The 25,918-nt window shown below is 36.8% G+C and carries 26 protein-coding genes, 4 tRNA genes and 3 rRNA genes; 20 read left to right on the top strand and 13 right to left on the bottom strand.

Features of this window, described 5'->3' with window-relative positions:
• The first annotated feature begins 20 nt into the window (after positions 1-20).
• A complete protein-coding gene (locus HA146_RS01785) occupies positions 21-230 on the top strand; it encodes a photosystem I reaction center subunit IV (RefSeq protein WP_209107880.1) in 210 nt (69 codons plus the stop codon).
• A 4-nt stretch (positions 231-234) separates the two neighbouring features.
• Positions 235-1,116, top strand: coding sequence for a DNA-formamidopyrimidine glycosylase (locus HA146_RS01780; protein ID WP_209107879.1), 882 nt, complete (start codon positions 235-237; stop codon positions 1,114-1,116).
• A gap of 43 nt (positions 1,117-1,159) precedes the next feature.
• Here the strand turns inward: HA146_RS01780 and rrf are convergent.
• From rrf to HA146_RS01755, 5 genes are all read right to left on the bottom strand, one after another.
• Positions 1,160-1,276 (bottom strand): 5S ribosomal RNA (rrf, locus tag HA146_RS01775).
• A gap of 64 nt (positions 1,277-1,340) precedes the next feature.
• Positions 1,341-4,216 (bottom strand): 23S ribosomal RNA (locus HA146_RS01770).
• 258 nt (positions 4,217-4,474) lie between these two features.
• A tRNA-Ala gene (locus tag HA146_RS01765) sits at positions 4,475-4,547 on the bottom strand.
• A gap of 12 nt (positions 4,548-4,559) precedes the next feature.
• Positions 4,560-4,633, bottom strand: a tRNA-Ile gene (locus HA146_RS01760).
• A gap of 125 nt (positions 4,634-4,758) precedes the next feature.
• Positions 4,759-6,243: ribosomal RNA gene (locus HA146_RS01755) — 16S ribosomal RNA — on the bottom strand.
• The 16S, 23S and 5S rRNA genes sit together here with 2 tRNA genes alongside, the layout of an rRNA operon.
• 609 nt (positions 6,244-6,852) lie before the next feature.
• On the opposite strand from HA146_RS01755, the gene HA146_RS01750 reads away from it, so the two are divergent.
• Entirely contained in the window at positions 6,853-8,292 is a 1,440-nt protein-coding gene (locus HA146_RS01750; RefSeq protein ID WP_209107878.1) for a glycoside hydrolase 100 family protein, read from the top strand.
• Positions 8,293-8,294: 2 nt separating this feature from the next.
• Here the strand turns inward: HA146_RS01750 and petD are convergent, their stop codons facing one another.
• Both petD and petB read right to left on the bottom strand, forming a co-directional pair.
• Positions 8,295-8,777 (bottom strand): cytochrome b6-f complex subunit IV, encoded by a 483-nt coding sequence (gene petD / locus HA146_RS01745; protein ID WP_002808353.1) that lies wholly within the window; start codon positions 8,775-8,777, stop codon positions 8,295-8,297.
• Between the two features lie 33 nt (positions 8,778-8,810).
• On the bottom strand, positions 8,811-9,467 hold the full coding sequence (gene petB, locus HA146_RS01740; RefSeq protein ID WP_011817812.1) for a cytochrome b6: 657 nt from the start codon (positions 9,465-9,467) through the stop codon (positions 8,811-8,813).
• A 71-nt stretch (positions 9,468-9,538) separates the two neighbouring features.
• On the opposite strand from petB, the gene ctpZ reads away from it, so the two are divergent.
• The 6 genes from ctpZ (at position 9,539) to HA146_RS01710 (ending at position 14,198) form a co-directional block, all read left to right on the top strand.
• Positions 9,539-10,822 carry a carboxyl-terminal processing protease CtpZ gene (gene ctpZ, locus HA146_RS01735; protein WP_209107877.1) on the top strand — a complete coding sequence of 428 codons (1,284 nt, stop codon included), beginning with the start codon at positions 9,539-9,541 and terminating at the stop codon, positions 10,820-10,822.
• Between the two features lie 45 nt (positions 10,823-10,867).
• Complete coding sequence (locus tag HA146_RS01730) at positions 10,868-12,124, top strand: HD domain-containing protein (protein ID WP_209107876.1); 1,257 nt, start codon at positions 10,868-10,870, stop codon at positions 12,122-12,124.
• 10 nt (positions 12,125-12,134) lie between these two features.
• Positions 12,135-12,797: a septum site-determining protein MinC gene (locus HA146_RS01725; protein WP_209107875.1), complete on the top strand. Its 663-nt coding sequence runs from the start codon at positions 12,135-12,137 to the stop codon at positions 12,795-12,797.
• A gap of 111 nt (positions 12,798-12,908) precedes the next feature.
• On the top strand, positions 12,909-13,724 hold the full coding sequence (minD, locus tag HA146_RS01720) for a septum site-determining protein MinD (RefSeq protein ID WP_209107874.1): 816 nt from the start codon (positions 12,909-12,911) through the stop codon (positions 13,722-13,724).
• Between the two features lies 1 nt (position 13,725).
• The gene (gene minE / locus HA146_RS01715; RefSeq protein WP_209107873.1) at positions 13,726-14,061 is read left to right on the top strand and encodes a cell division topological specificity factor MinE; all 336 of its coding nucleotides are present in this window, start codon (positions 13,726-13,728) and stop codon (positions 14,059-14,061) included.
• A 65-nt stretch (positions 14,062-14,126) separates the two neighbouring features.
• Positions 14,127-14,198: transfer RNA gene (locus HA146_RS01710), tRNA-Thr, on the top strand.
• A 179-nt stretch (positions 14,199-14,377) separates the two neighbouring features.
• Here the strand turns inward: HA146_RS01710 and HA146_RS01705 are convergent.
• The 4 genes from HA146_RS01705 to HA146_RS01690 form a co-directional block, all read right to left on the bottom strand.
• Positions 14,378-14,959 (bottom strand): L-threonylcarbamoyladenylate synthase, encoded by a 582-nt coding sequence (locus HA146_RS01705; RefSeq protein ID WP_209107872.1) that lies wholly within the window; start codon positions 14,957-14,959, stop codon positions 14,378-14,380.
• A gap of 23 nt (positions 14,960-14,982) precedes the next feature.
• Positions 14,983-15,852, bottom strand: a complete 870-nt coding sequence (gene prmC / locus HA146_RS01700; protein ID WP_209107871.1) for a peptide chain release factor N(5)-glutamine methyltransferase — start codon at positions 15,850-15,852, stop codon at positions 14,983-14,985.
• Positions 15,853-15,863: 11 nt separating this feature from the next.
• A complete protein-coding gene (psbM, locus tag HA146_RS01695) occupies positions 15,864-16,016 on the bottom strand; it encodes a photosystem II reaction center protein PsbM (protein ID WP_209107870.1) in 153 nt (50 codons plus the stop codon).
• Positions 16,017-16,118: 102 nt separating this feature from the next.
• Positions 16,119-16,481 (bottom strand): 2Fe-2S iron-sulfur cluster-binding protein, encoded by a 363-nt coding sequence (locus tag HA146_RS01690; protein ID WP_209107869.1) that lies wholly within the window; start codon positions 16,479-16,481, stop codon positions 16,119-16,121.
• Between the two features lie 222 nt (positions 16,482-16,703).
• On the opposite strand from HA146_RS01690, the gene psbB reads away from it, so the two are divergent.
• The 7 genes from psbB (at position 16,704) to HA146_RS01655 (ending at position 22,916) form a co-directional block, all read left to right on the top strand.
• A complete protein-coding gene (gene psbB, locus HA146_RS01685) occupies positions 16,704-18,227 on the top strand; it encodes a photosystem II chlorophyll-binding protein CP47 (RefSeq protein ID WP_209107868.1) in 1,524 nt (507 codons plus the stop codon).
• A 23-nt stretch (positions 18,228-18,250) separates the two neighbouring features.
• On the top strand, positions 18,251-18,349 hold the full coding sequence (locus tag HA146_RS01680; protein WP_011131951.1) for a photosystem II reaction center protein T: 99 nt from the start codon (positions 18,251-18,253) through the stop codon (positions 18,347-18,349).
• A gap of 100 nt (positions 18,350-18,449) precedes the next feature.
• On the top strand, positions 18,450-18,929 hold the full coding sequence (gene nrdR, locus HA146_RS01675; protein ID WP_209107867.1) for a transcriptional regulator NrdR: 480 nt from the start codon (positions 18,450-18,452) through the stop codon (positions 18,927-18,929).
• Positions 18,930-19,039: 110 nt separating this feature from the next.
• Entirely contained in the window at positions 19,040-20,131 is a 1,092-nt protein-coding gene (locus HA146_RS01670) for a 30S ribosomal protein S1 (RefSeq protein WP_209107866.1), read from the top strand.
• Positions 20,132-20,272: 141 nt separating this feature from the next.
• A complete protein-coding gene (metK, locus tag HA146_RS01665) occupies positions 20,273-21,514 on the top strand; it encodes a methionine adenosyltransferase (RefSeq protein ID WP_209107865.1) in 1,242 nt (413 codons plus the stop codon).
• 11 nt (positions 21,515-21,525) lie between these two features.
• Positions 21,526-22,755 carry an FGGY-family carbohydrate kinase gene (locus HA146_RS01660; RefSeq protein WP_209107864.1) on the top strand — a complete coding sequence of 410 codons (1,230 nt, stop codon included), beginning with the start codon at positions 21,526-21,528 and terminating at the stop codon, positions 22,753-22,755.
• Positions 22,756-22,843: 88 nt separating this feature from the next.
• A tRNA-Phe gene (locus HA146_RS01655) sits at positions 22,844-22,916 on the top strand.
• Positions 22,917-23,009: 93 nt separating this feature from the next.
• On the opposite strand, the gene HA146_RS01650 is transcribed toward HA146_RS01655, so the two are convergent.
• Complete coding sequence (locus HA146_RS01650; protein WP_209107863.1) at positions 23,010-23,429, bottom strand: hypothetical protein; 420 nt, start codon at positions 23,427-23,429, stop codon at positions 23,010-23,012.
• Positions 23,430-23,575: 146 nt separating this feature from the next.
• Here HA146_RS01650 and HA146_RS01645 point away from each other — a divergent pair, with 146 nt between their 5' ends.
• The 3 genes from HA146_RS01645 to HA146_RS01635 all read left to right on the top strand — a co-directional run bounded on the left by HA146_RS01645 (position 23,576) and on the right by HA146_RS01635 (position 25,035).
• Positions 23,576-24,211 carry a TVP38/TMEM64 family protein gene (locus HA146_RS01645; protein ID WP_209107862.1) on the top strand — a complete coding sequence of 212 codons (636 nt, stop codon included), beginning with the start codon at positions 23,576-23,578 and terminating at the stop codon, positions 24,209-24,211.
• A 118-nt stretch (positions 24,212-24,329) separates the two neighbouring features.
• A complete protein-coding gene (locus tag HA146_RS01640; RefSeq protein WP_209107861.1) occupies positions 24,330-24,509 on the top strand; it encodes a hypothetical protein in 180 nt (59 codons plus the stop codon).
• Positions 24,484-25,035, top strand: a complete 552-nt coding sequence (locus HA146_RS01635) for a phycobiliprotein lyase (protein ID WP_209107860.1) — start codon at positions 24,484-24,486, stop codon at positions 25,033-25,035. Before HA146_RS01640 ends, HA146_RS01635 begins: the two co-directional genes overlap by 26 nt.
• On the opposite strand, the gene HA146_RS01630 is transcribed toward HA146_RS01635, so the two are convergent.
• On the bottom strand, positions 25,019-25,531 hold the full coding sequence (locus HA146_RS01630) for an R-phycoerythrin subunit beta (protein ID WP_209107859.1): 513 nt from the start codon (positions 25,529-25,531) through the stop codon (positions 25,019-25,021). The two genes, HA146_RS01635 and HA146_RS01630, sit on opposite strands and share 17 nt — an antisense overlap.
• 177 nt (positions 25,532-25,708) lie before the next feature.
• Between HA146_RS01630 and HA146_RS01625 the strand changes: the two genes are divergently transcribed.
• Positions 25,709-25,915, top strand: a complete 207-nt coding sequence (locus tag HA146_RS01625; protein ID WP_209107858.1) for a hypothetical protein — start codon at positions 25,709-25,711, stop codon at positions 25,913-25,915.
• Positions 25,916-25,918 lie beyond the last annotated feature (3 nt).

Here is a 25,918-nt window from a genome sequence, read left to right as displayed (position 1 = left end):
AAAAGTTAAATTAAAAAGTAATGGCAATTTCAAGAGGAGATCTCGTACGAGTAAAAAGACCAGAATCATATTGGTACAATGAGATAGGCAAGGTTGCTTCAGTTGATACCTCTGGTATTAAATATAATTGTGTAGTTAGATTTGATAAAGTAAATTACAATGGGATAAGCGGTACCGAAGGTGGAGCAAATACAAATAATTTTGCTGAAAGTGAATTAGAAAAAGCTTAAATAATTGCCTGAGTTACCTGAAGTAGAGACAGTTCGCAGAGGTTTAGAGCAAAAACTTAATAACTTTATTATTAAAAGAGTAGAAGTCTGTAGGGATTCAACTGTGGCTTTTCCTAAAAATAAACAAGAATTTATTAATGGACTTCAGAACTCACTTTTATACAAATGGGATAGAAGAGGAAAATATTTAATAGCTGAACTAAAAAAAATTGGAAATGAGAATATTCAATTTAATCTCGAAAACCCCTCAAAAAACAACGGATTTCTTATTGTTCATCTAAGAATGACTGGATATTTCAAATTTATTAATAACTCTGCTCAGCCTTGTAAACATACAAGAATAAGAGTTTTCGATAATATAAATAATGAGCTTAGATACATTGACGTAAGAAGTTTTGGTCAAATGTGGTGGATTAAGGAAGGGTTATCGCCTAAAAAAATAATCAAAGGATTAGGTTCTTTAGGACCAGAACCATTCTCTAAGGACTTTGATGCAAATTATCTTAAGAAAGTTATTTCCAAACGAACAAAATCTATAAAAGCTATCTTATTAGATCAAACAATTGTGGCAGGTATAGGAAATATTTATGCTGATGAAAGTTTATATTCGGCTGGCATCTCACCTTTTAGGGAAGGTAAAACAATAAAGAAGAATGAGTTAATTAATCTCAAAGAATCAATTGTTAATGTATTAAAAAAAAGTATAGGTTCTGGGGGCACGACATTTAGTGATTTTCGAGACTTAGAGGGAGAGAATGGAAATTTTGGTTTACAGACAAATGTCTATAGGAGAACTGGCAAAGAATGTCGCAAATGTGGAAATTTAATTGAAAAGCAAAAAATTGCTGGAAGAAGTACCCATTGGTGTCCAAATTGCCAAAAATAAAAAAAGGCTTACTCAAAAAGAGTAAGCCCTTTTAAATATTTTTACCTGGCATTGAGCTATTTTCTCAAGGGGCTACCCCCTAAATATTTTCGCCGCTGATGCGTTTCACAACCGAGTTCGAGATGGATCGGAGTGGTTCCACATCGCCATGAACACCAGGATAGTGTGAACCTTGAGAACTGCATAGAAAATTATGTAAATTAAAAACAATAAATTAAGTTTATTTGGTCAAGCCCTCGGTCTATTAGTACTCCTCCGCTGCACTTGTTACCAAGCTTCCACGTAGAGCCTATCAACGGGTGTTCTTCCCGTGACCTTACTGACTTAAGCCATGGCAATACTCATCTTGAGGTGGGCTTCCCACTTAGATGCTTTCAGCGGTTATCCACTCCGCACATGGCTACCCAGCGTTTACCGTTGGCACGATAACTGGCACACCAGAGGTGCGTTCCTCCCGGTCCTCTCGTACTAGGGAGAAATCCTCTCAATATTCCTGCGCATACACCGGATATGGACCGAACTGTCTCACGACGTTCTGAACCCAGCTCGCGTACCGCTTTAATGGGCGAACAGCCCAACCCTTGGGACCGACTTCAGCCCCAGGTTGCGATGAGCCGACATCGAGGTGCCAAACCTCCCCGTCGATGTGAACTCTTGGGGGAGATCAGCCTGTTATCCCTAGAGTAACTTTTATCCGTTGAGCGACGGCCCTTCCACGCAGAACCGTCGGATCACTAAAACCGACTTTCGTCCCTGTTCGACTTGTAGGTCTCACAGTCAAGCTCCCTTCTGCTTTTGCACTCAATGACTGATTTCCAACCAGCCTGAGGGAACCTTTGTGCGCCTCCGTTACCTTTTAGGAGGCGACCGCCCCAGTCAAACTGCCCATCAGATACTGTCCGCTTCCCGGATAACGGGCAAGCGTTAGAACCCTAGCTCTAAAAGAGTGGTATCTCACCGATGACTCAATAGTACCCACAAGCACTATTTCAACGTCTCCCACCTATTCTGCGCATTCAGAGCCCGAGCACAATATCAAACTACAGTAAAGCTTCATAGGGTCTTTCTGTCCGGGTGTATGTAGTCCGCATCTTCACAGACAATTCTATTTCGCCGAGCCTCTCTCCGAGACAGCGCGCAAATCGTTACACCTTTCGTGCGGGTCGGAACTTACCCGACAAGGAATTTCGCTACCTTAGGACCGTTATAGTTACGGCCGCCGTTCACCGGGGCTTCAGTCGCCAGCTTCACTAAAAGCTAACCAGCTTCCTTAACCTTCCGGCACTGGGCAGGTGTCAGCCCCCATACATCGTCTTGCGACTTAGCGGAGACCTGTGTTTTTGGTAAACAGTCGCTTGCGCCTCTTCACTGCGACCAGCTCTCGCTGGCACCCCTTCTCCCGAAGTTACGGGGCCATTTTGCCGAGTTCCTTAGAGAGAGTTATCTCGCGCCCCTCGGTATTCTCTACCACCCCACCTGTGTCGGTTTCGGGTACTGGCATTTGTGTCTTAACGGGTATAGGGCTTTTCTTGGAAGCATGACATCACCAACTTCGCTGCCGTAGCAGCTCGTACTCACGCCTTAGCTCAAGATGTTTTCTCCATCTCTCAAAGCCTCGAACGCTTGAACCAGTAACCAACATCTGGCCTGGCTAGCCTTCTCCGTCCCCCTTCCCAAAACACATCTGGTACAGGAATATTGACCTGTTATCCATCGACTACGCCTTTCGGCCTCGCCTTAGGTCCAGACTAACCCTCCGCGGACGAGCCTGCCGGAGGAACCCTTAGGGTTTCGGGGCATGGGATTCTCACCCATGTTTTCGCTACTCAAGCCGACATTCTCACTTCTATGCTGTCCACGTCCGCTTACGCTAACGCTTCACCCTACATAGAACGCTCCCCTACCATAAATAAATTTATCCGCAGCTTCGGTATAACGCTTAGCCCCGTTCATTTTCGGCGCAGGATCGCTCGACCAGTGAGCTATTACGCACTCCTTTGAGGATGGCTGCTTCTAGGCAAACCTCCTGGTTGTCTGGGCAATCCCACCTCCTTTATCACTTAGCGTTAATTTTGGGACCTTAGCTGGCGGTCTGGGCTGTTTCCCTCTTGACTATGGAGCTTATCCCCCACAGTCTGACTGCCTAGTTACACACAGGGTATTCAGAGTTCATATCGATTTGGTACCGCTTTCGCAGCCCGCACCGAAATGGTTGCTTTACCCCCCTGCTGGAGCACTAGACGCTACGCCTCAACGTATTTCGGGGAGAACCAGCTAGCTCCTGGTTCGATTGGCATTTCACCCCTAACCACAGCTCATCCGCTGAATTTTCAACTTCAGTCGGTTCGGACCTCCACTTGGTATCACCCAAGCTTCATCCTGGCCATGGTTAGATCACCAGGGTTCGGGTCTATAAACACTGACAAACGCCCTATTAAGACTCGCTTTCGCTGTGGCTCCACCATTTCCGGTTTAACCCGCCAGTGCCTATAAGTCGCCGGCTCATTCTTCAACAGGCACACGGTCACCCGATTAGTCGGGCTCCCATTGCTTGTAAGCTCACGGTTTCATGTTCTATTTCACTCCCCTCCCGGGGTTCTTTTCACCTTTCCCTCGCGGTACTGTTTCACTATCGGTCACACAGTAGTACTTAGCCTTACGAGGTGGTCCTCGCAGATTCACACGGAATTCCACGTGCTCCGTGCTACTCGGGATACAGCTAGGTCAACTCATCTTTCGATTACGGGGCTTTCACCCTCTGTGGCACGCCATTCAAACGTTTCTTCTAGACTTATTGATCCATATTGCTGTCCCACAACCCCGATAGTCAAGACTATCGGTTTGGGCTGTTCCCCGTTCGCTCGCCGCTACTGAGGGAGTCGTTATTTACTTTCTCTTCCTCCAGCTACTAAGATGTTTCAGTTCGCTGGGTTAGCTCGCACCAACCTATATATTCAGTTGGCCGTACATGGGGTTGCCCCATTCGGAAATTCCCGGATCAAAGTGTGCTTCCAACTCCCCGAGACTTATCGCAGGTAACCACGTCCTTCATCGCCTCTGTGTGCCTAGGTATCCTCCGTGAGCCCTTTGTAGCTTGACCAATAACTTCAAAAATTGAAGCATCAGCTTAATAGAATTGTTATTAATGCATTCGCACAAATAATAAATCTGCATCATTAAAGATGCTTATTGTCTTTAAAAAATAATCTATGCAGTTGTCAAGGTTCTCTGAAAACAATGAAATTAATTCAATGAGTCCAGCATCTTAATGATTTCATTAGGAAGCTAGATTCTTTCAGAATTTGGTCACGACTCAAAAAATTCCCTTTCTAAAGATTATGGAAGAGGTGGTAATCAGTGGAGGTAAGCGGACTCGAACCGCTGACATCCTGCTTGCAAAGCAGGCGCTCTACCAACTGAGCTATACCCCCAACATAGAGATATGGGCCATCCTGGACTTGAACCAGGGACCTCACCCTTATCAGGGGTGCGCTCTAACCACCTGAGCTAATGGCCCAGGAAAAATAATGGGTGTGACCTAGAAAAACTTAGGAATTGAAATCCTTAATAAATTAAGAACGTGAGATACCGATCGACCTAAGGTGACAAAATAATAATATTAAACATTTTGTTGTCTCCCTGTTAGGAGGTGATCCAGCCGCACCTTCCGGTACGGCTACCTTGTTACGACTTCACCCCAGTCATTAGCCCCACCTTCGGCGTCCTCCTCCACAAGGGTTGGAGTAACGACTTCGGGCATGGCCAACTTCCATGGTGTGACGGGCGGTGTGTACAAGGCCCGGGAACGTATTCACCGCAGTATGCTGACCTGCGATTACTAGCGATTCCTACTTCACGTAGGCGAGTTGCAGCCTACGATCTGAACTGAGCCACGGTTTATGGGATTTGCTAGCTCTCGCGAGTTTGCTGCCCTTTGTCCGTAGCATTGTAGTACGTGTGTAGCCCAGGGTGTAAGGGGCATGATGACTTGACGTCATCCACACCTTCCTCCGGTTTATCACCGGCGGTCTTTCTAGAGTGCCCAACTAAATGCTGGCAACTAAAAACGTGGGTTGCGCTCGTTGCGGGACTTAACCCAACATCTCACGACACGAGCTGACGACAGCCATGCACCACCTGTCACTGCATTCCCGAAGGCACCCTCAAATTTCTAAGAGGTTCGCAGGATGTCAAACCCTGGTAAGGTTCTTCGCGTTGCATCGAATTAAACCACATACTCCACCGCTTGTGCGGGCCCCCGTCAATTCCTTTGAGTTTCACACTTGCGTGCGTACTCCCCAGGCGGAACACTTAACGCGTTAGCTACGACACCGAAGGGGTCGATTCCCCCGACACCTAGTGTTCATCGTTTACGGCCAGGACTACAGGGGTATCTAATCCCTTTCGCTCCCCTGGCTTTCGTCCATGAGCGTCAGTAATGGCCCAGCAGAGCGCCTTCGCCACTGGTGTTCTTCCCGATATCTACGCATTTCACCGCTACACCGGGAATTCCCTCTGCCCCTACCATACTCAAGCCTTTCAGTTTCCACTGCCATGATGGAGTTAAGCTCCACGCTTTAACAGCAGACTTGAAAAGCCGCCTGCGGACGCTTTACGCCCAATAATTCCGGATAACGCTTGCCACTCCCGTATTACCGCGGCTGCTGGCACGGAATTAGCCGTGGCTTATTCCTCAAGTACCGTCATATCTTCTTCCTTGAGAAAAGAGGTTTACAGCCCAGAGGCCTTCGTCCCTCACGCGGCGTTGCTCCGTCAGGCTTTCGCCCATTGCGGAAAATTCCCCACTGCTGCCTCCCGTAGGAGTCTGGGCCGTGTCTCAGTCCCAGTGTGGCTGATCATCCTCTCAGACCAGCTACTGATCGAAGCCTTGGTGAGCCATTACCTCACCAACTAGCTAATCAGACGCGAGCTCATCCTCAGGCGAAATTCATTTCACCAATAGGCATATGGGGTATTAGCGGTCGTTTCCAACCGTTATCCCCCTCCTGAGGGCAGATTCTCACGCGTTACTCACCCGTCCGCCACTAACCCGAAGGTTCGTTCGACTTGCATGTGTTAAGCACGCCGCCAGCGTTCATCCTGAGCCAGGATCAAACTCTCCGTTGTGTTCAAATCCTTTTGTAGATAAATCTACTCAATATGAATTGCATTCTCCAAATAAAAATAAGATTGACTTAAATTATTTAGGTTCAGCCTCCTTAGATAATTAAGGATTACTTTGAGTGCACATTAAAATATTTCAAATGTGACTTTCCAAGATCTCAGATCCGTTGGTTCTCAAAAACTAAAAGTTAGCAATTGAAAACAATTTATATATTCTTGACGGGACCTCACACCTTTATTACAAATTCATCTCAAAATTATCAAACCTAAATTTGATAAAGTCTTGACGCAATAAAAGCATCAGTTCCTAAGTTTTAAATTTTCTAGGTGCAGAGTTAAGCACAAGTGCATAACTCATTTCGAAGGGAAAACCCTTCTACTGGCTGAAAATACAGATCGAAATCTCATCTCCAAAAAATTCATTACAATTACCAAAAATTAGATTTAAGATAATTGATTGAATAATGCAAAAAAAATATTTTTGCCCAGAAGAAAATACTAAACCATTTGACCGTAATTTTGCAACCATTAATACATAATTTTTTTATTAATTTTTTTTTGTTCAATATTCACTTAACGAACTAGGCTGTAAATAGAAGGATTTTAAATAAAATGGCAGAAAGATTTAGTCAAAAAAATTTAAGGGTTCGTCCAAGTTCTGAAGAAGATAAAATTGTAACAAATGCAAAAAAACACTTCGAAAAGACTTTAGTTGAAATATCAGGAGAGCTAGTAGGCAGTGTTGCAGCACTAGAACACCCAACAAACAATAAAAAGTTAAATTATGGAGAAATATTTTTAAGAGACAACGTTCCCGTAATGATTTACCTCATTACCCAAAAACGGTACGAAATTGTCAAAAGGTTCCTAAGTGTATGCCTTGAGTTACAAAGCACTAATTACCAAACGCGTGGCGTATTTCCTACTAGTTTTGTTGAAGAAAACGGAAAGCTTATTGGAGACTATGGTCAGAGATCAATAGGGAGAATTACTTCGGCTGACGCAAGTTTATGGTGGCCCATTTTATGTTGGTATTATGTCAACAAAAGTGGTGATTATGCCTTCGGAAAAAGTCAAGGTGTTCAAAGAGGTATTCAACTTTTACTAGATCTAGTTTTGCATCCAACATTTGAGGGTACTCCCGTACTATTTGTACCAGATTGCGCATTTATGATTGATAGACCTATGGATGTATGGGGAGCACCTCTAGAAGTTGAAGTTTTACTTCATGGATGTTTAAAAAGTTGTATAAACTTAATGGAATTAAGCCGAGCAGATCATGTAAGTAGACTTTTAGATCAAAGACTTATTCTTACAAATCAATGGGTTAAGGATTTAGGAAGTTTTCTATTGAAACATTATTGGGTTACTAGCCAAACAATGCAAATTTTAAGAAGAAGGCCCACTGAGCAGTATGGAGATGATCAACACTTCAATGAATTTAACGTTCAACCTCAAGTAGTTCCTTCATGGCTTCAAGATTGGTTAGAGAACAGAGGTGGTTATTTGATAGGAAATATTAGAACAGGAAGACCTGACTTTCGATTTTACAGTTTAGGGAATTCCTTAGCCTGTATGTTCGGAGTACTCCCTCCTGCAGAACAAAGAGCTTTATTTAGACTAGTTTTACATAACAGACAGCATTTGATGGCTCAAATGCCTATGAGAATTTGTCATCCTCATATGGATGTCGAAGAATGGCAAAACAAAACTGGATCAGATCCAAAGAATTGGCCTTGGAGCTACCACAATGGTGGTCATTGGCCAAGTTTACTTTGGTTTTTTGGAGCAGCTGTTCTTTTACATCAAAAAAATTATGCTTCTGATGATGTAATTCTTATGGAAGAAATGAAATCTTTAATCGAGGAGTCATATTGGTGTCAACTTAATCAATTACCTAAACAAGAATGGGCAGAATATTTTGATGGACCTACAGGTACTTGGGTAGGTCAACAATCTAGAACCTATCAAACTTGGACGATTGTTGGATTTTTATTAATGAATCACTTTCTAAGAGAAGATAATAATGATCTAGATATGTTTAAGATTTAAGCCTAAAACAATCCTAAAGTTAGTGATTTATCAATAGGTAAGCATGCACCTATACCAAGATATATTGTTAGAAAAGTTCCAAACAAGAAAACAGACATCGCAATTGGTCTTCTAAAGGGATTAGAGAATTTATTAACGTTTTCAATGAAGGGTAAAATCATTAATCCAAGTGGAATTAATGTTTGAAGTGCAATACCCAAAAGTTTATTAGGAACTACCCTAAGAATTTGAAAAACTGGATAGAGGTACCATTCAGGAAGTATTTCTAAGGGGGTCGCGAATGGATTTGCTTTGTCTCCTAACATTGCAGGATCTAGAACTGCTAATCCCACTACGCATGCAATAGTACCTAAAATCACTACTGGGAATATATATAATAAATCATTTGGCCAAGCTGGTTCCCCATAATAATTATGGCCCATACCTTTAGCTAACTTTGCTCTTAATTTTGGATCAGATAGATCTGGTTTTTTTAACGTAGACATGTGGGACTCTGATTGTATTTTAATTGTAATTGTTTATAAGGGACCTGAAATACCCTGTTTACGAATCATTAGAAAATGCATCAACATGAAAACTGCTAACGACCATGGCAATACGAAAGTATGAAGACTATAGAATCTCGTAAGAGTTGATTGTCCAACACTTTCTCCACCTCTAAGTAGTTCAACCATAAAATCACCAATTACTGGTATTGCAGCAGGTACACCTGAAACAATCTTGACTGCCCAATAACCAACTTGATCCCAAGGCAAAGAATAGCCTGTGACACCGAAAGCAACTGTTATGACTGCCATTACAACACCTGTAACCCAAGTAAGTTCTCTTGGCCTTTTAAACCCCCCGGTAAGATAAACCCTGAAAACATGAAGGATTAACATCAAAACCATCATAGATGCACTCCATCTATGAACAGATCTTATTAACCATCCAAAACTTACATCGGTCATCAAATAACTGACTGAACTATAGGCTTGTGTCACTGTTGGCTTATAGTAAAAAGTCATTGCAAAACCTGTTGCAAATTGAATTAGGAAGCATACTAAAGTTATGCCTCCTAAACAATAAAAAATATTTACGTGAGGGGGTACGTACTTGGAAGTTACGTCGTCAGTTATGTCTTGAATTTCAAGCCTTTCTTGAAACCAGTCATAAACAGATGAAGAATTAGCCATCCAAAAAAAAATTAGCTTTGATATAAAGAGCTTACTTAAAATTCTTATACTTGGTGTTAACACTTAACCCAATGAATTCATCTTTTAACAAACTTTTAACATTCAAAATATTGATCACTGTATTAATGGTCAGCATTTTTTCTACCAATTTTTTATGCATTGAAAGAGTGGATGCTCTCAGTGATAGCAAGCAATTAGTACTTGATGCTTGGACCTTGGTAAATGAGGGATTTTATGACCCAGAAAAGTTTGATGAAATCCAATGGAAGAGAATTAGGCAAAAAACATTACAGAAACAAATTGAAACAAGTGAAGAGGCTTATTCGGCAATTGAAGACATGTTAAGGCCTCTAGACGATCCTTATACAAGAATCTTACGCCCAAAAGATTATGAACTATTGAAATCAAGTAATTTTGGCAGTGAGATTAATGGTGTTGGGCTTCAATTAGGTGATGATGATAATAGTAATAAAATCAAGGTTATATCTACTCTTGGGGGATCACCAGCCGAAGAAGCTGGAATAGTTAGCGGGGATTTTATAGATAAAGTAGATGGAGTTTCATCAGAAGAATTAGGCCTTGCAAATACTGCTTCTAAATTAAGAGGTGAATCAGGAACTAAAGTTTTAGTTGAAATAACTTCGGAATCAGGAGACATTAAGGAGGTAGATTTAGAAAGGAGATCAGTAGACCTCAGGCCAGTTAGAACAAAACGATTAAGAGACGATTCTCATACAATAGGATATTTAAGGATCACTCAATTTAGTGAAAGCGTACCCAAAAAGGTTGAAGAAGCTCTTCAAGAGTTAAAAGAGAAAGAGGTTGAAGGATTGATCTTAGATCTTAGGAATAATTCAGGCGGACTAGTAAGCTCAGGAATAGCAGTTGCAGATTCATTATTGAGTGAGAGACCAATAGTAGAGACTAAAAATAGAAATGGAATCAAAGATGCAATCATTTCTCAAAAAGAGACATCTTTTGATGGCCCAATGGTAACTTTGGTGAATAAAGGGACTGCGAGTGCAAGTGAAATACTTGCAGGTTCTCTACAAGATAACGACAGATCAATTCTCATGGGAGAACAGACCTATGGGAAAGGTTTAATTCAATCCCTAAAAAGTTTAGGAGAAGACAGTGGAATAGCCATTACAGTAGCTAGTTATTTAACTCCCAAAGGTAATAATATCCAAGGACAAGGCATGAAACCTGATAAGTTACTCGATCTTCCGGATGTAAGTGAATATGGAAGTTCTGACGATAAATGGGTAAGAAATGCAGAATTATTTTTGGATTCACTTCTAGAAAAAGAAGAAGTTTCGACTAAGACGATTGAATTAAACAATGAAGTAATATAAGCCTGAAATAGTAAAAGTATTTATAAATAAAAAATTTTAAACACTATGAGTATTAAAAGAATATTTCATGATCCAATTCACAAAGAAATAGTATTTAATTCAGAGAAGCCAGAAGAATTAATGATTATGGAATTAATTGATACAATTGCTTTTCAAAGATTAAGAAGAATAAAACAATTAGGTGCGGCATCATTACTTTTTCATGGTGCAGAATCGAGCAGATTTACTCACTCAATTGGCGTTTTTTGTATCGCAAGAAAAATATATCAGAGATTAATTGAAAGTAAATCTTTATTTTGTGAAAATAAATTTGTTCTTTATGGAGCAGCTCTATTACATGATTTAGGTCATGGTCCTTTGAGCCATACCAGTGAAGCAATATTCGATCACAATCACGAACAATGGTCTCAAAACTTAGTTAAAGATTATTCTCCAATTAATTCAATACTCAAAAATTATGACAACGAATTACCTAGACAAATCGGGGAATTATTTGGATCAAAACAACTATTTTCAAAACCTTTAAAAACATTGATTAGCAGTGAAATAGATTGCGATCGTCTCGATTATCTTTTACGCGACAGTTACAATACAGGTACCAAATATGGCTTAGTAGATTTAGAGAGAATTATTTCAGGTCTTACTTTTTCACCTGATGGAAATATTGCAATCAAACCAAAAGGAGTTATCGCTATTGAGCATTTCTTAGTACTAAGAAACTTAATGTATAGAACCATCTACAATCACAGAATAAACGAAATATCAACATGGATTCTGGAAAAAATAATATCCACAATAAAACATAATTTTGAAAAGAAAATATGGATAGATAGATCACTTTATAAATGGATATTTTCACCTCAAAATCTCGATTTTGATGATTTCATAAAAAATGATGACATAACTTTTTATTATCATTTAATTAGATGGAAAGATGAATCTTTCGAGCCGCTTTCTACTCTATGCAAAATGTTTATTGATAGAGATTTGTTAAAGGCATCAGACATAAGTTTTTTAAGTAAGATAGATAGGCTAAAAATCCTTGCATTTGCAAGGAAATTATGTGAAAAGAATAATTATGATTCAGAAATATTTTGTGGAATCAAAGAAAGATCTTTTAAAGGTTTTGAATCTAACAATGCTTTAAAAATATGGGATGGAACTTATCAAAACTCATTAGAAGATAGTTCTGCATTAATAAAAACTTTAATGAAATCTGAAGAGAGTTCCCTTATTATTTACCCCAAGGAAATCAAAAGTGAGATTATCAATAAAATTTCAGTTATAAAAAATAATCCCTAAATTAAATTAAATGGAAATCGTTTTAAATAATAATAAAAATAAATATTTAGAAATTTTTTCTTTGGGAGATTTAGATAATGTCCATGAAACTTTTAAACAATTTACTTCCATGAAAGGACCTCTGGAAGCAAAAATTTACGCAATCAATGAATCAATAAGTTCTCATCAATTATTAAAATTAAAAAATCATTTTGAAAAATTTAATATTTATTCTTTATGCATTTACTCAAATAATCGATATACAGTATTAGCTGGAAACTCTTTAAAAATAGATTCAACTTTTGTTAAAGAGCAAGAGATTAGAAATAAGTTACTTTTAGTCAATTCAAAAAAGAAAGACGATATTCTTCACGAAGGAACCGTAAGATCAGGTGACAGAATATCTTCAAATGGAAACCTTTGCATTATTGGAGACGTTAATCCTGGAGCCATAGTTTCCGCTACGAAGAATATTTACGTTTGGGGCAAATTACTAGGGATCGCCTTCGCAGGCCAGGGTGGAGATAAAAATGCCTCTATTGCATCACTTTATTTAAACCCTTTACAGTTACGAATTGCAGATGTCATAGCTATTGGTCCAAAAGATAAGCCCAATCATCATTATCCAGAAATTGCTCTAATAGATAAACAGACGATAATTATCAAGCCATACATAATAGAAAGTAAAAATTAATCAATCATTTGAAATAAATCAATCCAAGTTCGATAAATTTAAGAATTACTTAATATTTAAAATATTTAACTTTCTGCAACTGGCCTTATCATTTGAAAAATCACTAAATTCGTGGCGGAAAATACTCGCACAATACTAATTTGTTCAGGTAAAGGTGGAGTTGGTAAAACCACTCTAACTGCAAACCTAGGCATAGCACTTGCCAACAGTGGAGCAAGGACTGCTGTATTAGATGCTGATTTTGGCTTAAGAAACTTAGATCTTCTTCTAGGATTAGAAAATCGCATTATTTATACAGCTCAAGATGTTCTAGACAAAAATTGTCGTCTTGACCAAGCATTGGTTAGACATAAAAAGGAACCTAATCTTGCTCTTCTTCCTGCAGGTGATCCTAGGATGTTGGATTGGATGAAGCCCGAAGATATGAAGAAAATTAGTGAGCTACTTAGTGAGAAATTTGATTTTGTTTTAGTAGATTGCCCTGCTGGAGTAGAAGATGGCTTTAAAAATGCCCTTGCAGCTTGTAAAGAAGCTATTGTTGTTACCAACCCGGAATTATCTGCAGTTCGTGACGCCGATAGAGTAATAGGGATTCTTAATACTTCTGATATTAAGCCTATCCAGCTTGTAATCAATAGAGTTCGCCCTAACATGATGGCTAATCAAGAAATGCTATCTATCGATGATGTTCAAGGTATCCTTTCTTTACCTTTGTTAGGTATTGTTTTAGAGGATGAACAAGTAATAATAAGTACAAATAGAGGAGAACCACTTACACTTACTGATAGTAAATCTCCTGCAAAAAAATGTTATTTGAATGTTTCCCAAAGACTTACAGGAAAGGATGTACCAATTATTGACCCTACAAACGAAGGTAAAAGTCTTAAAGATAAATTCATGAGATTAATGCAAACAAAGGTTTTTTAAAATGATGACCCTCAGAGACCTTATAAACAAGTTACTAGGAAGAGAAACTGCTAGTGCAAACACAGCTAGGGAAAGATTACAGCTTGTACTTGCTCATGACAGAGTTGATATGGATTCTTTAACAACTGATCTTTTGGACAAAATGAGGAAAGAAATTCTCGATGTTGTTGCAAAATATGTTGAGATTGATTTTGAAGATGTGGCAGTAAGCTTAGAGACGGAGGATAGAATGACTGCATTAGTAGCCAATTTACCAATCAAAAGAACTGTTTCAGGAGAAATAAAGTATAAAAAAAATGATAAGAATGAAAAAAGTGATAAAGATATCAAAAAGTAATAAATTTTAAAAAGCTAAAAAAAATACTAATGATTGACCCTCCTTAATTGTAAGATAGTAATTATGCCGGCTTAGCTCAGCGGTAGAGCAGCGCTTTTGTAAAGCGAAGGTCATCAGTTCAAATCTGTTAGCCGGCATTTTGGTTTATTTAATTATGTTCAATATTTTTTTGCCGAAAATAATAAAATCAAACTGAATATAGCAATGCTAGGTAATAATCTTATTTCAAGAGCATACTCTACAAAAGATGTAACGGGTTCAAATATCCAATAAGTAAAAAATTGAATTAATAAAACAAAAAACAATAATACAAACATTAATGCAATTCCCTAACTAACACTTCCCCTTTTCTAATCAGCATCCACTCGCCACTTTTCTTCCAAGAGATTATAGTACTGGCTTTCCCACTCCTTTTTTCCCATGGAATAGGTCCCAGAATTTCTACAGAAGGGAAGTCTATAGAAATACCTTCAGCTGTAATTGAACCCTTGAAGCCTGAAATATTTGCACTTGAAGTTAACAATGGTCCTGTTTCTTTCATGAGAGATTGAGCCATATATGAATTTGGGATTCTCAACCCAAGAGTAAGATCCTTGCTTGTGAGAATTGGAGTCTGTTGTTCTGAAGAAGGAATAATCATTGTCAGAGCTCCAGGCCAATATTTTGAAGCTATATTTTCGAAATCTTCTTTAGCTGATTCGTGAACATAATCGATTAATTGTTTCTGTTCTGATCCCATGAGAATTAAGGGTTTATTTCTATCTCTTTTTTTAAACTCATAAATAGTTTTTGAAAATTTTGGCAAGCATCCAATTGCAGGTAAAGTATCTGTTGGGAAAATTATAGGTAAACCACTTTTAAGCGTCTTCAAAGCTAATTTGCAGTTTATTAAATTCATTTAGATTATTTACCAATAATAATTTATTTATATCTTCCAATGGTAAACCTTCCAACACCTGAAAGATCATTCACAATTTCTACTGATTTAAAATTATTGTTAATAAATATTTGTTTTACTTTTTCACCTTGATCATAATGATTCTCTAAAATTAGCCATCCCTTCTCTCTTAAAAATAATGGTGCGTTTTGAATAATTTCCCGAATATGTTTCAAACCATCTTCACCGCCTAATAAAGCAATTTTTGGTTCAAAATTTTTAACCTCTTTGGGCAATTTTTCATAAGTATCTTGAGGAATATATGGCGGGTTTGAAATAGCGAGATCTAATTTGCCTTTATAACTTTCAAGAGGGGTCCACCAATGTCCGCAAAAGAATTTTAAATTTGAATGTTGAGAAGCATTTATATAATTTTTTTTGGCTATTTCTAATGCATCTTGATCAATATCAGTTGCTATTCCATCCCACAATGGATACGCTAATGCCAATGCAATACTGATAGCACCTGATCCAGTTCCTAATTCAGCAAAAAATACTTTTTGTGATTTCTTTCCAAATATCTTGAAGACAATATCAACTATGAGTTCTGACTCTGGCCTTGGGATAAGTACATTATCTGTGACTTGTAATTTTAAATCCCTCCAAAAAGTTATCCCACAAAGGTATTGGATAGGAGAACAACTTAATAAATGATCTTCCCAAATAGATGCTAGATGGTCTAAGTTTTTTTTTAAATATATCTTGTTCTCAGGATTTATACCCAATAGGCTTAGATCACTATTGGAGACACCGCCTATACAGTCAAGTAAAAGAGCAAAAGATTGATTATCTCCTCCTTTAGAAAGTTGCTTTTTTTTCCAAAATAAAAATTCTTTTACAGAAATGCTAAGCATTTAAGAAAATTTTAGCGTTTTGGGCCAAGCCTACCTTTACTAGAGTCGGAGAAGAAGCTTGATTTTTCGCCATCTTGAGTAGAAATAAATAAGCCTATGAGGAATATTGTTGGCACCCCTACAAATAAAAGACTAGCTATGAATCCAAAATTAGTTGTTTCCATTTAGTTAACAGTTCTATTAGGTATTAAGACTATAGACATATAACTTGAAATAAAGTGGAAAAATCAACAAATTTTATCAACTGATTAACAGTCTTAAACAATTTAGCGAGGTAATTTTTTATTTTCACTAATTTTTTTAAGTTCTTCTAAATTTGAGGGTGCAGATTGTGGTTTTGTTAAAATCACTGTAGATGATTTTATTAATGTTTGGCATGCAAGTCGCCAATTTTCTGGTCTATTTTTGAGTTTTTCTTCTTCAACAGAAGTAAGAGGGCTCAAAGAATTTTTGTTTCCTCCTTCAACTGAAATAAAACAAGTACTGCATTGCCCTGCCCCTCCGCAATTTCCTAAAATCCCTTTTAATCCATAAAGTTGTAAGTTCTCTTTCATTACTAGTTCCCTTAAATTTTCACCAGGATTGCATTGAACCTCTAAATCCTCACGGATGAATCTGATAGTTGCCATTTTTTTAATTATTTTTCCTATTTTGGCGTTTTAGTTTGAGAATTGTGACCAAAATATTAACAATTTTTAGTCAAAAATTCCTTGTAAACCTAGTGATACAAACTGATTTACCCAATTTTAGCAAGAAAATAAATTTATTTACAAAAATCCCTCAAAGACTAAAAAACCCTTACTATCGTGATGTTTAGCTGTTTATTCAGCATAGTTACTAGAAATTAACCGATGGGATTGCCTTGGTATCGAGTTCACACAGTAGTTATTAATGACCCAGGTCGACTACTTGCTGTGCATCTTATGCATACTGCATTATTAGCCGGCTGGGCCGGTTCTATGGCTCTTTATGAATTAGCCATTTTTGATCCTTCTGATGCTGTTCTCAATCCAATGTGGAGACAGGGAATGTACGTTATGCCTTTCATGGCAAGACTAGGTATCACAAGTAGTTGGAACGGATGGGATATCACCGGTGCTACAGGAGTTGATCCTGGATTCTGGAGTTTTGAAGGGGTTGCAGCAGCACACATAGTATTTAGTGGACTATTGATGCTGGCCTCTATATGGCACTGGACTTACTGGGACTTAGATTTATGGGAAGATTCAAGAACAGGTGAGCCTGCTCTGGACCTGCCAAGAATCTTTGGAATTCATCTTCTTCTAGCCGGACTTACATGTTTTGGATTTGGAGCATTTCATTGTGCAAACGTGGGTATTTGGGTTTCTGATCCTTATGGTCTAACTGGTCATGTAGAGCCTGTAGCCCCTTCCTGGGGAGTAGACGGATTTAATCCTTTCAATCCAGGTGGGATAGTTGCAAATCATATTGCGGCTGGACTTATGGGTATCATTGGAGGTATTTTTCACATTACAAATAGACCTGGAGAAAGACTTTATAGAGCATTAAAACTAGGAAGTCTTGAAGGAGTTCTAGCTAGTGCTCTAGCTGCTGTGCTATTTGTATCTTTTGTCGTTGCAGGAACAATGTGGTATGGTTCAGCGACAACACCAGTCGAGTTATTTGGTCCTACCAGATATCAATGGGACTCAGGCTATTTCAAAACTGAAATTAATAGAAGGGTTCAAACTGCTATAGATAATGGTGCCACTAGAGAAGAGGCATATGCATCCATTCCAGAGAAATTAGCTTTCTACGATTATGTTGGAAATAGTCCTGCGAAAGGAGGATTATTCAGGGTTGGAGCTCTAGTTAATGGTGATGGCTTACCAACTGGTTGGCAAGGTCACATTGCTTTTCAAGACAAGGAAGGTAACGATTTAGAAGTCAGAAGAATACCTAACTTCTTTGAAAACTTCCCCGTGATACTAGAAGATAAAGAAGGCAATGTAAGAGCTGATATTCCATTTAGAAGAGCTGAAGCAAAGTATTCATTTGAACAAACTGGCGTTACTGCAACTATTTATGGAGGTGACCTAAATGGGCAAACATTTACTGATCCTGCAGTAGTTAAAAGATTAGCTAGAAAGGCGCAGCTTGGAGAAGCATTCAAGTTCGACAGAGAAACCTATAAATCTGACGGTGTATTCCGAAGCTCTCCAAGAGCGTGGTTTACATATGCACATCTATGTTTCGGATTGCTATTCTTGTTTGGCCACTGGTGGCATGCTTCAAGAACTCTTTACAGAAATTCCTTTGCTGGTATTGACGCTGAGATTGGTGACCAAGTTGAATTTGGTTTATTCAAGAAGCTTGGTGACGAAACCACAAGAAGAATCCCAGGAAGGGTTTAAACTAAACTTTATTACTTAATCTTATGGAAGCTTTTGCTTACGTTCTTATTTTAACTCTCGCAGTTGTCACGTTATTCTTTGCTGTCGCCTTTAGAGATCCACCTAAATTTGATAGAAAATGAACTTAGAAAAAAAACCTCTTTAATCAAGAGGTTTTTTTTTACTTTTCATAATGAAAATATTGCTCTACTATAAGAGTTAAAGTTCACATTAATTCACTACATGCAGTGTCCAACCTGTCAAAATACAGATAGCAGAGTTTTGGAATCAAGATCTGCTGATAGTGGTAAAAGTGTTCGCAGAAGGAGAGAGTGCTTAAATTGCAACTTTAGATTTACAACTTATGAAAGAGTTGAAACAATGCCAGTTTCAGTAATAAAAAAAGATGGGGGCAGAGAATTATTTGATAAACAAAAATTATTTACTGGCATATCAAGAGCTTGCGAAAAAACCACCTTCACTAGTGAAGCAATTATTAATTTTGTAGATGGGATTGAATCACAAATCATACAGGATTCTAATAAAGATATTAAATCTTCACAAATTGGAGAATTAATACTTAAAAATCTTAGGAAGGAAAACGAAGTTGCCTATATAAGATATGCCTCTGTATATAGAAAATTTAATGGGGTAAAAGATTTTATTTCTACTCTTGAATCTCTAAAAGGAACTTCAAAAAACCAATTAGCTTCAATTTTATAAAATTCAGCATCCTAAAGTGTAGAATACATAACACAAATGATTTTTTGCTATTAGTTTGCAGGCTAGTAGCATTCCTTTCTAACTACCTTTGGTAGTCTGCGATGCAACAAATGAACGAAAATTCTTCCCAAACAATTCAAGAACTTTCTGAAGATAAAGAAATTAAAAATTCGTCTGAATTAGATAATGATGCATTATCCCAAAAGGAGGAAGAGTTATCATTCGAAAATAAAGATATTCCTTCCGCAGATTCTTCCTCTAGTAGAACAAATGCGGATTTTGATAATGCAGGATTCACTCAAGAAGAATTTGCATCACTATTGGGTAAGTATGATTATAACTTCAAGCCTGGCGATCTAGTAAAAGGTACCGTTTTTGCTCTAGAACCCAAAGGAGCCATGATAGATATAGGTGCCAAGACGGCTGCTTTTATGCCTGTTCAGGAGGTTTCAATAAATAAAGTTGAAGGACTAAATGATGTTTTACAACCTTCAGAAAGCAGAGAATTTTTCATAATGAGTGAAGAAAATGAAGATGGCCAATTAGCACTTTCTATAAGAAGAATTGAATATCAAAGGGCATGGGAAAGAGTTAGACAACTGCAAAAAGAAGATGCAACTATTTATTCTGAAGTTTTTGCGACAAACAGAGGTGGAGCTCTTGTGAGGGTTGAAGGCTTAAGAGGTTTTATCCCAGGTTCTCATATAAGTGCTCGAAAAATTAAAGATGACTTAGAAGGTGAGTACCTACCTTTAAAATTTCTTGAAGTTGATGAAGAGAGAAACAGATTAGTACTAAGTCATAGAAGAGCTTTGGTTGAGAAAAAAATGAATAGACTTGAGGTGGGAGAAGTAGTTGTAGGTTCTGTTAAAGGTATTAAACCTTATGGAGCTTTTATTGATATTGGAGGAGTTAGTGGTCTGTTGCACATTTCTGAGATCAGTCATGAACATATCGAAACTCCTCATAATGTTTTAAATGTAAATGACCAAATGAAAGTTATGATAATTGACCTTGATTCAGAAAGAGGAAGAATTTCATTATCTACAAAAGCACTTGAACCTGAGCCAGGCGATATGCTAACCGACCCTCAAAAAGTTTTTAATAAAGCTGAAGAAATGGCTGCGAAATATAAGCAAATGTTATTTGAACAAACTGACGATAATGAGGAAATAGCCACAGCTTCCGCTGAAACAGTTTAAATTCACTTAATTTACGTTGCCCTTTGATATCGCACCTAAAGGGTTATTTATCTTTAAACAAGCATTTCTAAATTTACAATCATTGATTACTAACGACAGTCTAAATTATTATAAAGTTTAATATTTACAAATTATATATAAATGAGTGATTTCATTTTCACTTCTGAATCAGTAACTGAAGGTCACCCTGACAAAATATGTGATCAAATTAGTGACGCGGTTTTAGATGCTTTATTAACAGAAGATCCAGAAAGCAGAGTTGCATGCGAAACTGTCGTTAACACGGGTCTTTGTCTACTTACTGGAGAAATAACTTCAAAAGCAAAAGTCGATTACATAAAACTTGTTAGAAATGTAATTAAAGAAATTGGATATGAAGGCTATAGAGCAGGGGGTTTTGACGCAAATAGTTGTGCTGTTTTAGTAGCACTTGACGAGCAATCACCAGATATTTCACAAGGAGTGAACGACGCAGATGATGTTAACGATGACTTGGAAGATAATACCGGAGCTGGTGACCAAGGCATAATGTTCGGCTATGCATGTGATGAGACGCCTGAATTAATGCCCTTACCGATTAGCTTAGCTCATAGATTAGCTATTCAACTTGCCAAAGTGAGACATGAAGAAGTCCTTAATTATCTACTCCCTGATGGTAAAACTCAAGTAAGCATTGATTACGAAAAAGGGGTGCCAGTCTCTATTAATACGATTTTAATTTCAACTCAACATAATCCTGAGATTGATGGAATAACAAACGAAGAAGAAATTCGTAAAAGAATAAAGGAAGATTTATGGACGCATGTTGTAAATCCTGCTACTGAAGATTTAGAAATCAAACCAAACATTAGCAAAACAAGATTTCTAGTAAACCCCACGGGGAAATTTGTCGTAGGCGGGCCTCAAGGAGATGCTGGGCTAACTGGTAGAAAAATTATTGTAGATACTTATGGTGGATATGCTAGACACGGAGGTGGGGCATTTTCTGGCAAAGATCCCACAAAAGTAGATAGATCAGCCGCTTATGCAGCACGTTATGTAGCTAAAAGCATAGTTAAGGCAAAACTGGCAAAAAAAGCGGAAGTACAATTAAGTTATGCAATTGGAGTAGCAAAACCAATTTCCATTCTCGTGGAAACTTTTGATACTGGTGTTATTTCACAAGCTAATTTGACTGAGCTAATTAAAGAGCACTTTGATTTAAGACCCGCAGCAATAATAAAAGAATTTAACTTAAGAAATCTACCAAAAAAAATGGGAGGAAAATTTTTTAGAAAGACAGCCTCCTATGGACATTTTGGCAGAAGAGATCTTGAGCTGCCTTGGGAAAATGTAGAAGAAAAAGCAGCCAAATTAGCAGAGGCTTCCAAAATCTTTTTATAAATATTTTTTCTATGCCTGATAATTTTTATGGAGGGTTAGATTTTGGAACGAGTGGTGCAAGAATATCAATAATTAATCCTAATAAGAAATTAGTATATTCAAATTCAGTACCTTATTCATACAGCTTTAAAAATCCAAATTCTTGGATCAATTCTTGTGAAAATCTCTTAGTGAATTTACCTATTGAGGTAAAAATTAACCTTAATAAATTGGCTATCTCCGGCACCTCAGGAACTTTAATAGCATCCAATTTGCGAGGAGATCCGATAGGAGAAGCAATACCTTATGACCAAGCATGTATTGAACATAAGATCCTTCTTGAATCCTTAACTTTTGGAGAAGATCATCTGCGAACTCCATACAGTAGTCTTGCTAAAGCATTAAAACTAATAGATAAATACGGGACAAATATACTTTTACGACATCAATCTGATTGGATCACTGGTTGGTTTTTAAAAGACTGGACTCATGGAGAAGAAGGTAATAATCTAAAACTTGGTTGGGATCTAAAAAAAGAATCGTGGCCAAAAAGCTATCTCAATACTTCATGGCAAAAATGCCTACCGCATATAGTAAAAAGTGGAAAAATTATTGGACAAGTAAATTCTGATTTGGCAGAGAGATTTAACTTCAATAAGAAATTAATATTAACCTCAGGCACCACTGACTCTAATGCAGGTTTAATAGCTGCAGGTTTAGGGAAAGAAGATGGTCTCACAGTTTTAGGAACAACAATAGTGGTTAAAAAAATTATTGATAACCCTATAAAAAAACAGGGAATTACAATCCATAGAGTAAACGACGATTGGATATGTGGAGGAGCATCAAATGCTGGATGCGGCATCTTGTCTAAGTTCTTTTCTGATTTAGAAATAAAGGAACTCAGTCGACAAATTAATCCATCGAAAAACACTTATTTGGATCTTTTACCTCTTAATAGTAAAGGAGAGAGATTTCCTGTTAATAATTCTAATTTAGAGCCGATACTTGGCCCTCGACCAGTAAGCGACTCACTTTATTTACATGCATTATTTGAGGGGCTAGCTAAGATCGAATTGAAAGGATGGGAAGAACTAGGCAAACTAACCGGTTCACTGCCAAAAAAAATTATTACTATTGGTGGAGGTTCAAAAAACCCTCAGTGGAGAAAAATAAGAGAAAAAATTATAAATATACCAATATTTTCTTGTAATAAAACCACTTCTTTTGGTACTGCCTTATTAGCGATTAATTCAAAATAATAATTTTTGATATTTGATAAAGATATAAAATTTTTAATGAAAAGGGTTTCACAAACTACACATCTTAATTTAAAGTATATAGGTTAGAGCCGGGATAGCTCAGTTGGTAGAGCAGGCGACTGAAAATCGCCGTGTCCCCAGTTCAAATCTGGGTCCTGGCACCTTTAAAACCCCTTCCTAGAAGGGGTTTTATACTTTCATGACATGGGGACTCGTGATTTTTTTGTAATTTTATTTTTTATAATTGAAAATTCTTAGTTTTCGACTCTACAGACCTGACCAATAACGCCCAAAATCAATTTATCTCCATTTGGATCTTGCCAATCAGCTAAATCATTGAAATTTTTATTTACTTGATCTATAGAGACATCAACGTCTCTAAATGACTTTTCAAAACAATTTATATCCATTGTGTAAAGAATATCCTTAGTAATTTCAGTTTTTGTCTTGGGAATAAATTTACTCAATACTCTCACAGAACCATCCTCATTCCTTTTAATACTTTGTCTATCCCATAACTGTTCTCCATATTCACTTTTAGGGACTCCAACCCATTCATGAGGCAAAGCATTTGATTGTTTTATTGAAATACACAGGGAAAAGATTATCGAAAGAACTAAACCAATGCTATTTCTAGTAAATATTGAATTAACTTTATTCTTAGAATTAACCATGAATACTTATGAAATAAAAAAATTTCTTATCGAGAGTAAATATAAGATTAAAAATTTATAAAAATTTTTATTGATTAGTAATTCTATTATAGATACAATCAAATATTAAATTAAGAATTTACTTCCAATAAATTTACTAGAAAATAATGAATAAAATACAGAAATTTCTCTCAGTAGTTTTTTTTATCGCAATATTTGTTGTATTGATTTATTTAATCCAAAATTATGGGATAGAACCCCTAAGGAACAAAATTGAGAGTATGGGGATTTGGGCTCCATTTGGAATCTTCATACTAAGAGGAGTAAGTATTATTTTACCAGCTCTTCCAAGTTCAGCTTATTCTCTTCTCGCGGGTTCATTATTAGGGTTTCAAAAAGGTTACATGACAATTATCTTTTCTGATATCGTTTTTTGCCAAGCTGCTTTCTTTATTGCAAGAAAATATGGGCGAGTCCCTGTAAGGAATTTAGTAGGCCCAAAAGCGATGAAAAAAATTGAAAGTTTTAATCAAAACCAACTAGAAGAAAATTTCTTTCTCATGACAGGCCTACTAATGACTGGACTTTTTGATTTTCTAAGCTACGCAATTGGTATTGGAGGAACTCGCTGGAAAATATTCACTCCAGCATTATTAATAAGTCTTCTAATCAGTGATTCCATACTAGTTGCTGTAGGAGCCGGTGTTAGTCAGGGAGCAGGATTATTTCTGGGAGTAGCTCTTTTGGGCATGTTTGCATTAGCTACTATTTCAGGATTAGCAAAAAATAAAATTCCTAAATAAAAAAAGAGTTAAAAATCCTGTAATCAAAGAAGAGAGATATGACATTTTTGCAAACAAGAACTATTTGAATAAGAATTCATGCAAGAATAGAAGTCGATTAATTTTTTAAAGTTCTTAGATGACTCCATTTAGACCAACTTCACATAATCGCCCTGGAGAACAAATATCAACAACTCCTTCTGGATTAAAAGTAACTTCTGCAAAGAGATTAATGGTGGATTCAATGGTAAGAATGATTCAAAAAGCAGAAAATCATTCCGTAGAAGATAAACTTGACGAAGAATCTAACAACAATTAATCAATTCATTGATAAAAGCATAGGAGAGTGGAAGTCCATAAGAAGTAGTCATACATTAGCTTTTCAGGAATTTGAAAACTCAACTAGTAAAATATACATAAAACATATCAACTCAAAAAATAAAAAAGTTCCTGAAATTTTTAAAAATTACAAATTAAGTTTAAACCTAGAGAACACAGCCATTTCTATAAAATGGCAAGCTATTAGTGATTGGGAAGAAGATAATATGAGTGAGGAAGATGAAACTATTTTGATATTTTTACCCAAGGATGAAAATTCAGGAATTGTTTTACGAAATAAAGGTTATACAGAATCCTTTATTTCATCATCCAATTATTTTGTTGATGAACAAAATAATTTACACATTACAACTATTTACAAATCAACAGTTTCCGAAGAGAGAATTTCCTTTTTATCTACTCACATAAGATCCAGATTTTCTACTATTAGAAATCTCGCAAACAACTCAGTAATACAGACGTCCCATACTTCAGAGATAAGAAATTTAGCTAGTTTAAAAGATTAATTATCTTTGCAAATTGCAACTCTGTTTCAGATATTAATTTAGTAAGAAATCCTGTCTTTCCTTGCATATTATTAACTGTTGTATTTAAATCAGAGATTGTTGCATCTCGCATTAATTCAATAACCCTTCTTGCATTGCTTAAAGGTACCCCAAGAGCAAGATAAGTATTTTTAAGATCCTTCAAACAACTTTTTTCTAAAACTGATTCGTCATTAGAAATTAAAAGATAAGCAACAATCCTTAGTATTATTTCTCCATCTCTTAAACAAACGGACATCTTGTTAGTTGTATTTAAAGATATTTCTGAATTAACTGAATCTTGATTTTCGCAAATCATTGCTGTTACAGCGTCTGCTGCAATTGCAGGCGAATTATTGGTTATTGAGGTTATTGCATCTAATCTCGAATTTGCACTATTAATAAATTCTTTTATGTTTCTTAAATCATTTAATTTATTATCAGCAGTCAATAGTTGATTATTATTTGAAACTGACATTCCTGAAGTAAAAAGTTAAAGTTAGAGTTTAAGATTAGTACAAAGCTAGTAAAAACAATACAATTTCAAAATTAACGCAATGCTTCTTAATTAATAACTTCATTCCAAAGTGATAGTTGAAATAATTCAAAAAAAAATTTTTTTCCGCTAATATGAAATTATGTTTTTAATAAAGTTTTGGATCAACAAGATTTAAAATTATCAAAGAAACTTATTTCCTCATATAAAAAGAGATTGCAAAAAGAAATTATTGACCGAAGTATAAAATTAAGAATGCCTCAAAATAAATTTGAAGAAATAATAAATAACAACAATGAACTTATAAATTTAAAAAAAACGTTAGAACACCTTGAAACGGAATCTGAACCTCATAGTAAAGTCTGATTT

Origin of the sequence: Prochlorococcus marinus CUG1416 (genome assembly GCF_017695965.1) — a bacterium.
Lineage (GTDB): Bacteria > Cyanobacteriota > Cyanobacteriia > PCC-6307 > Cyanobiaceae > Prochlorococcus_A.
Note: the sequence above shows the minus strand (reverse complement) of the source record. Positions and strands in the feature narration are given on the sequence as shown.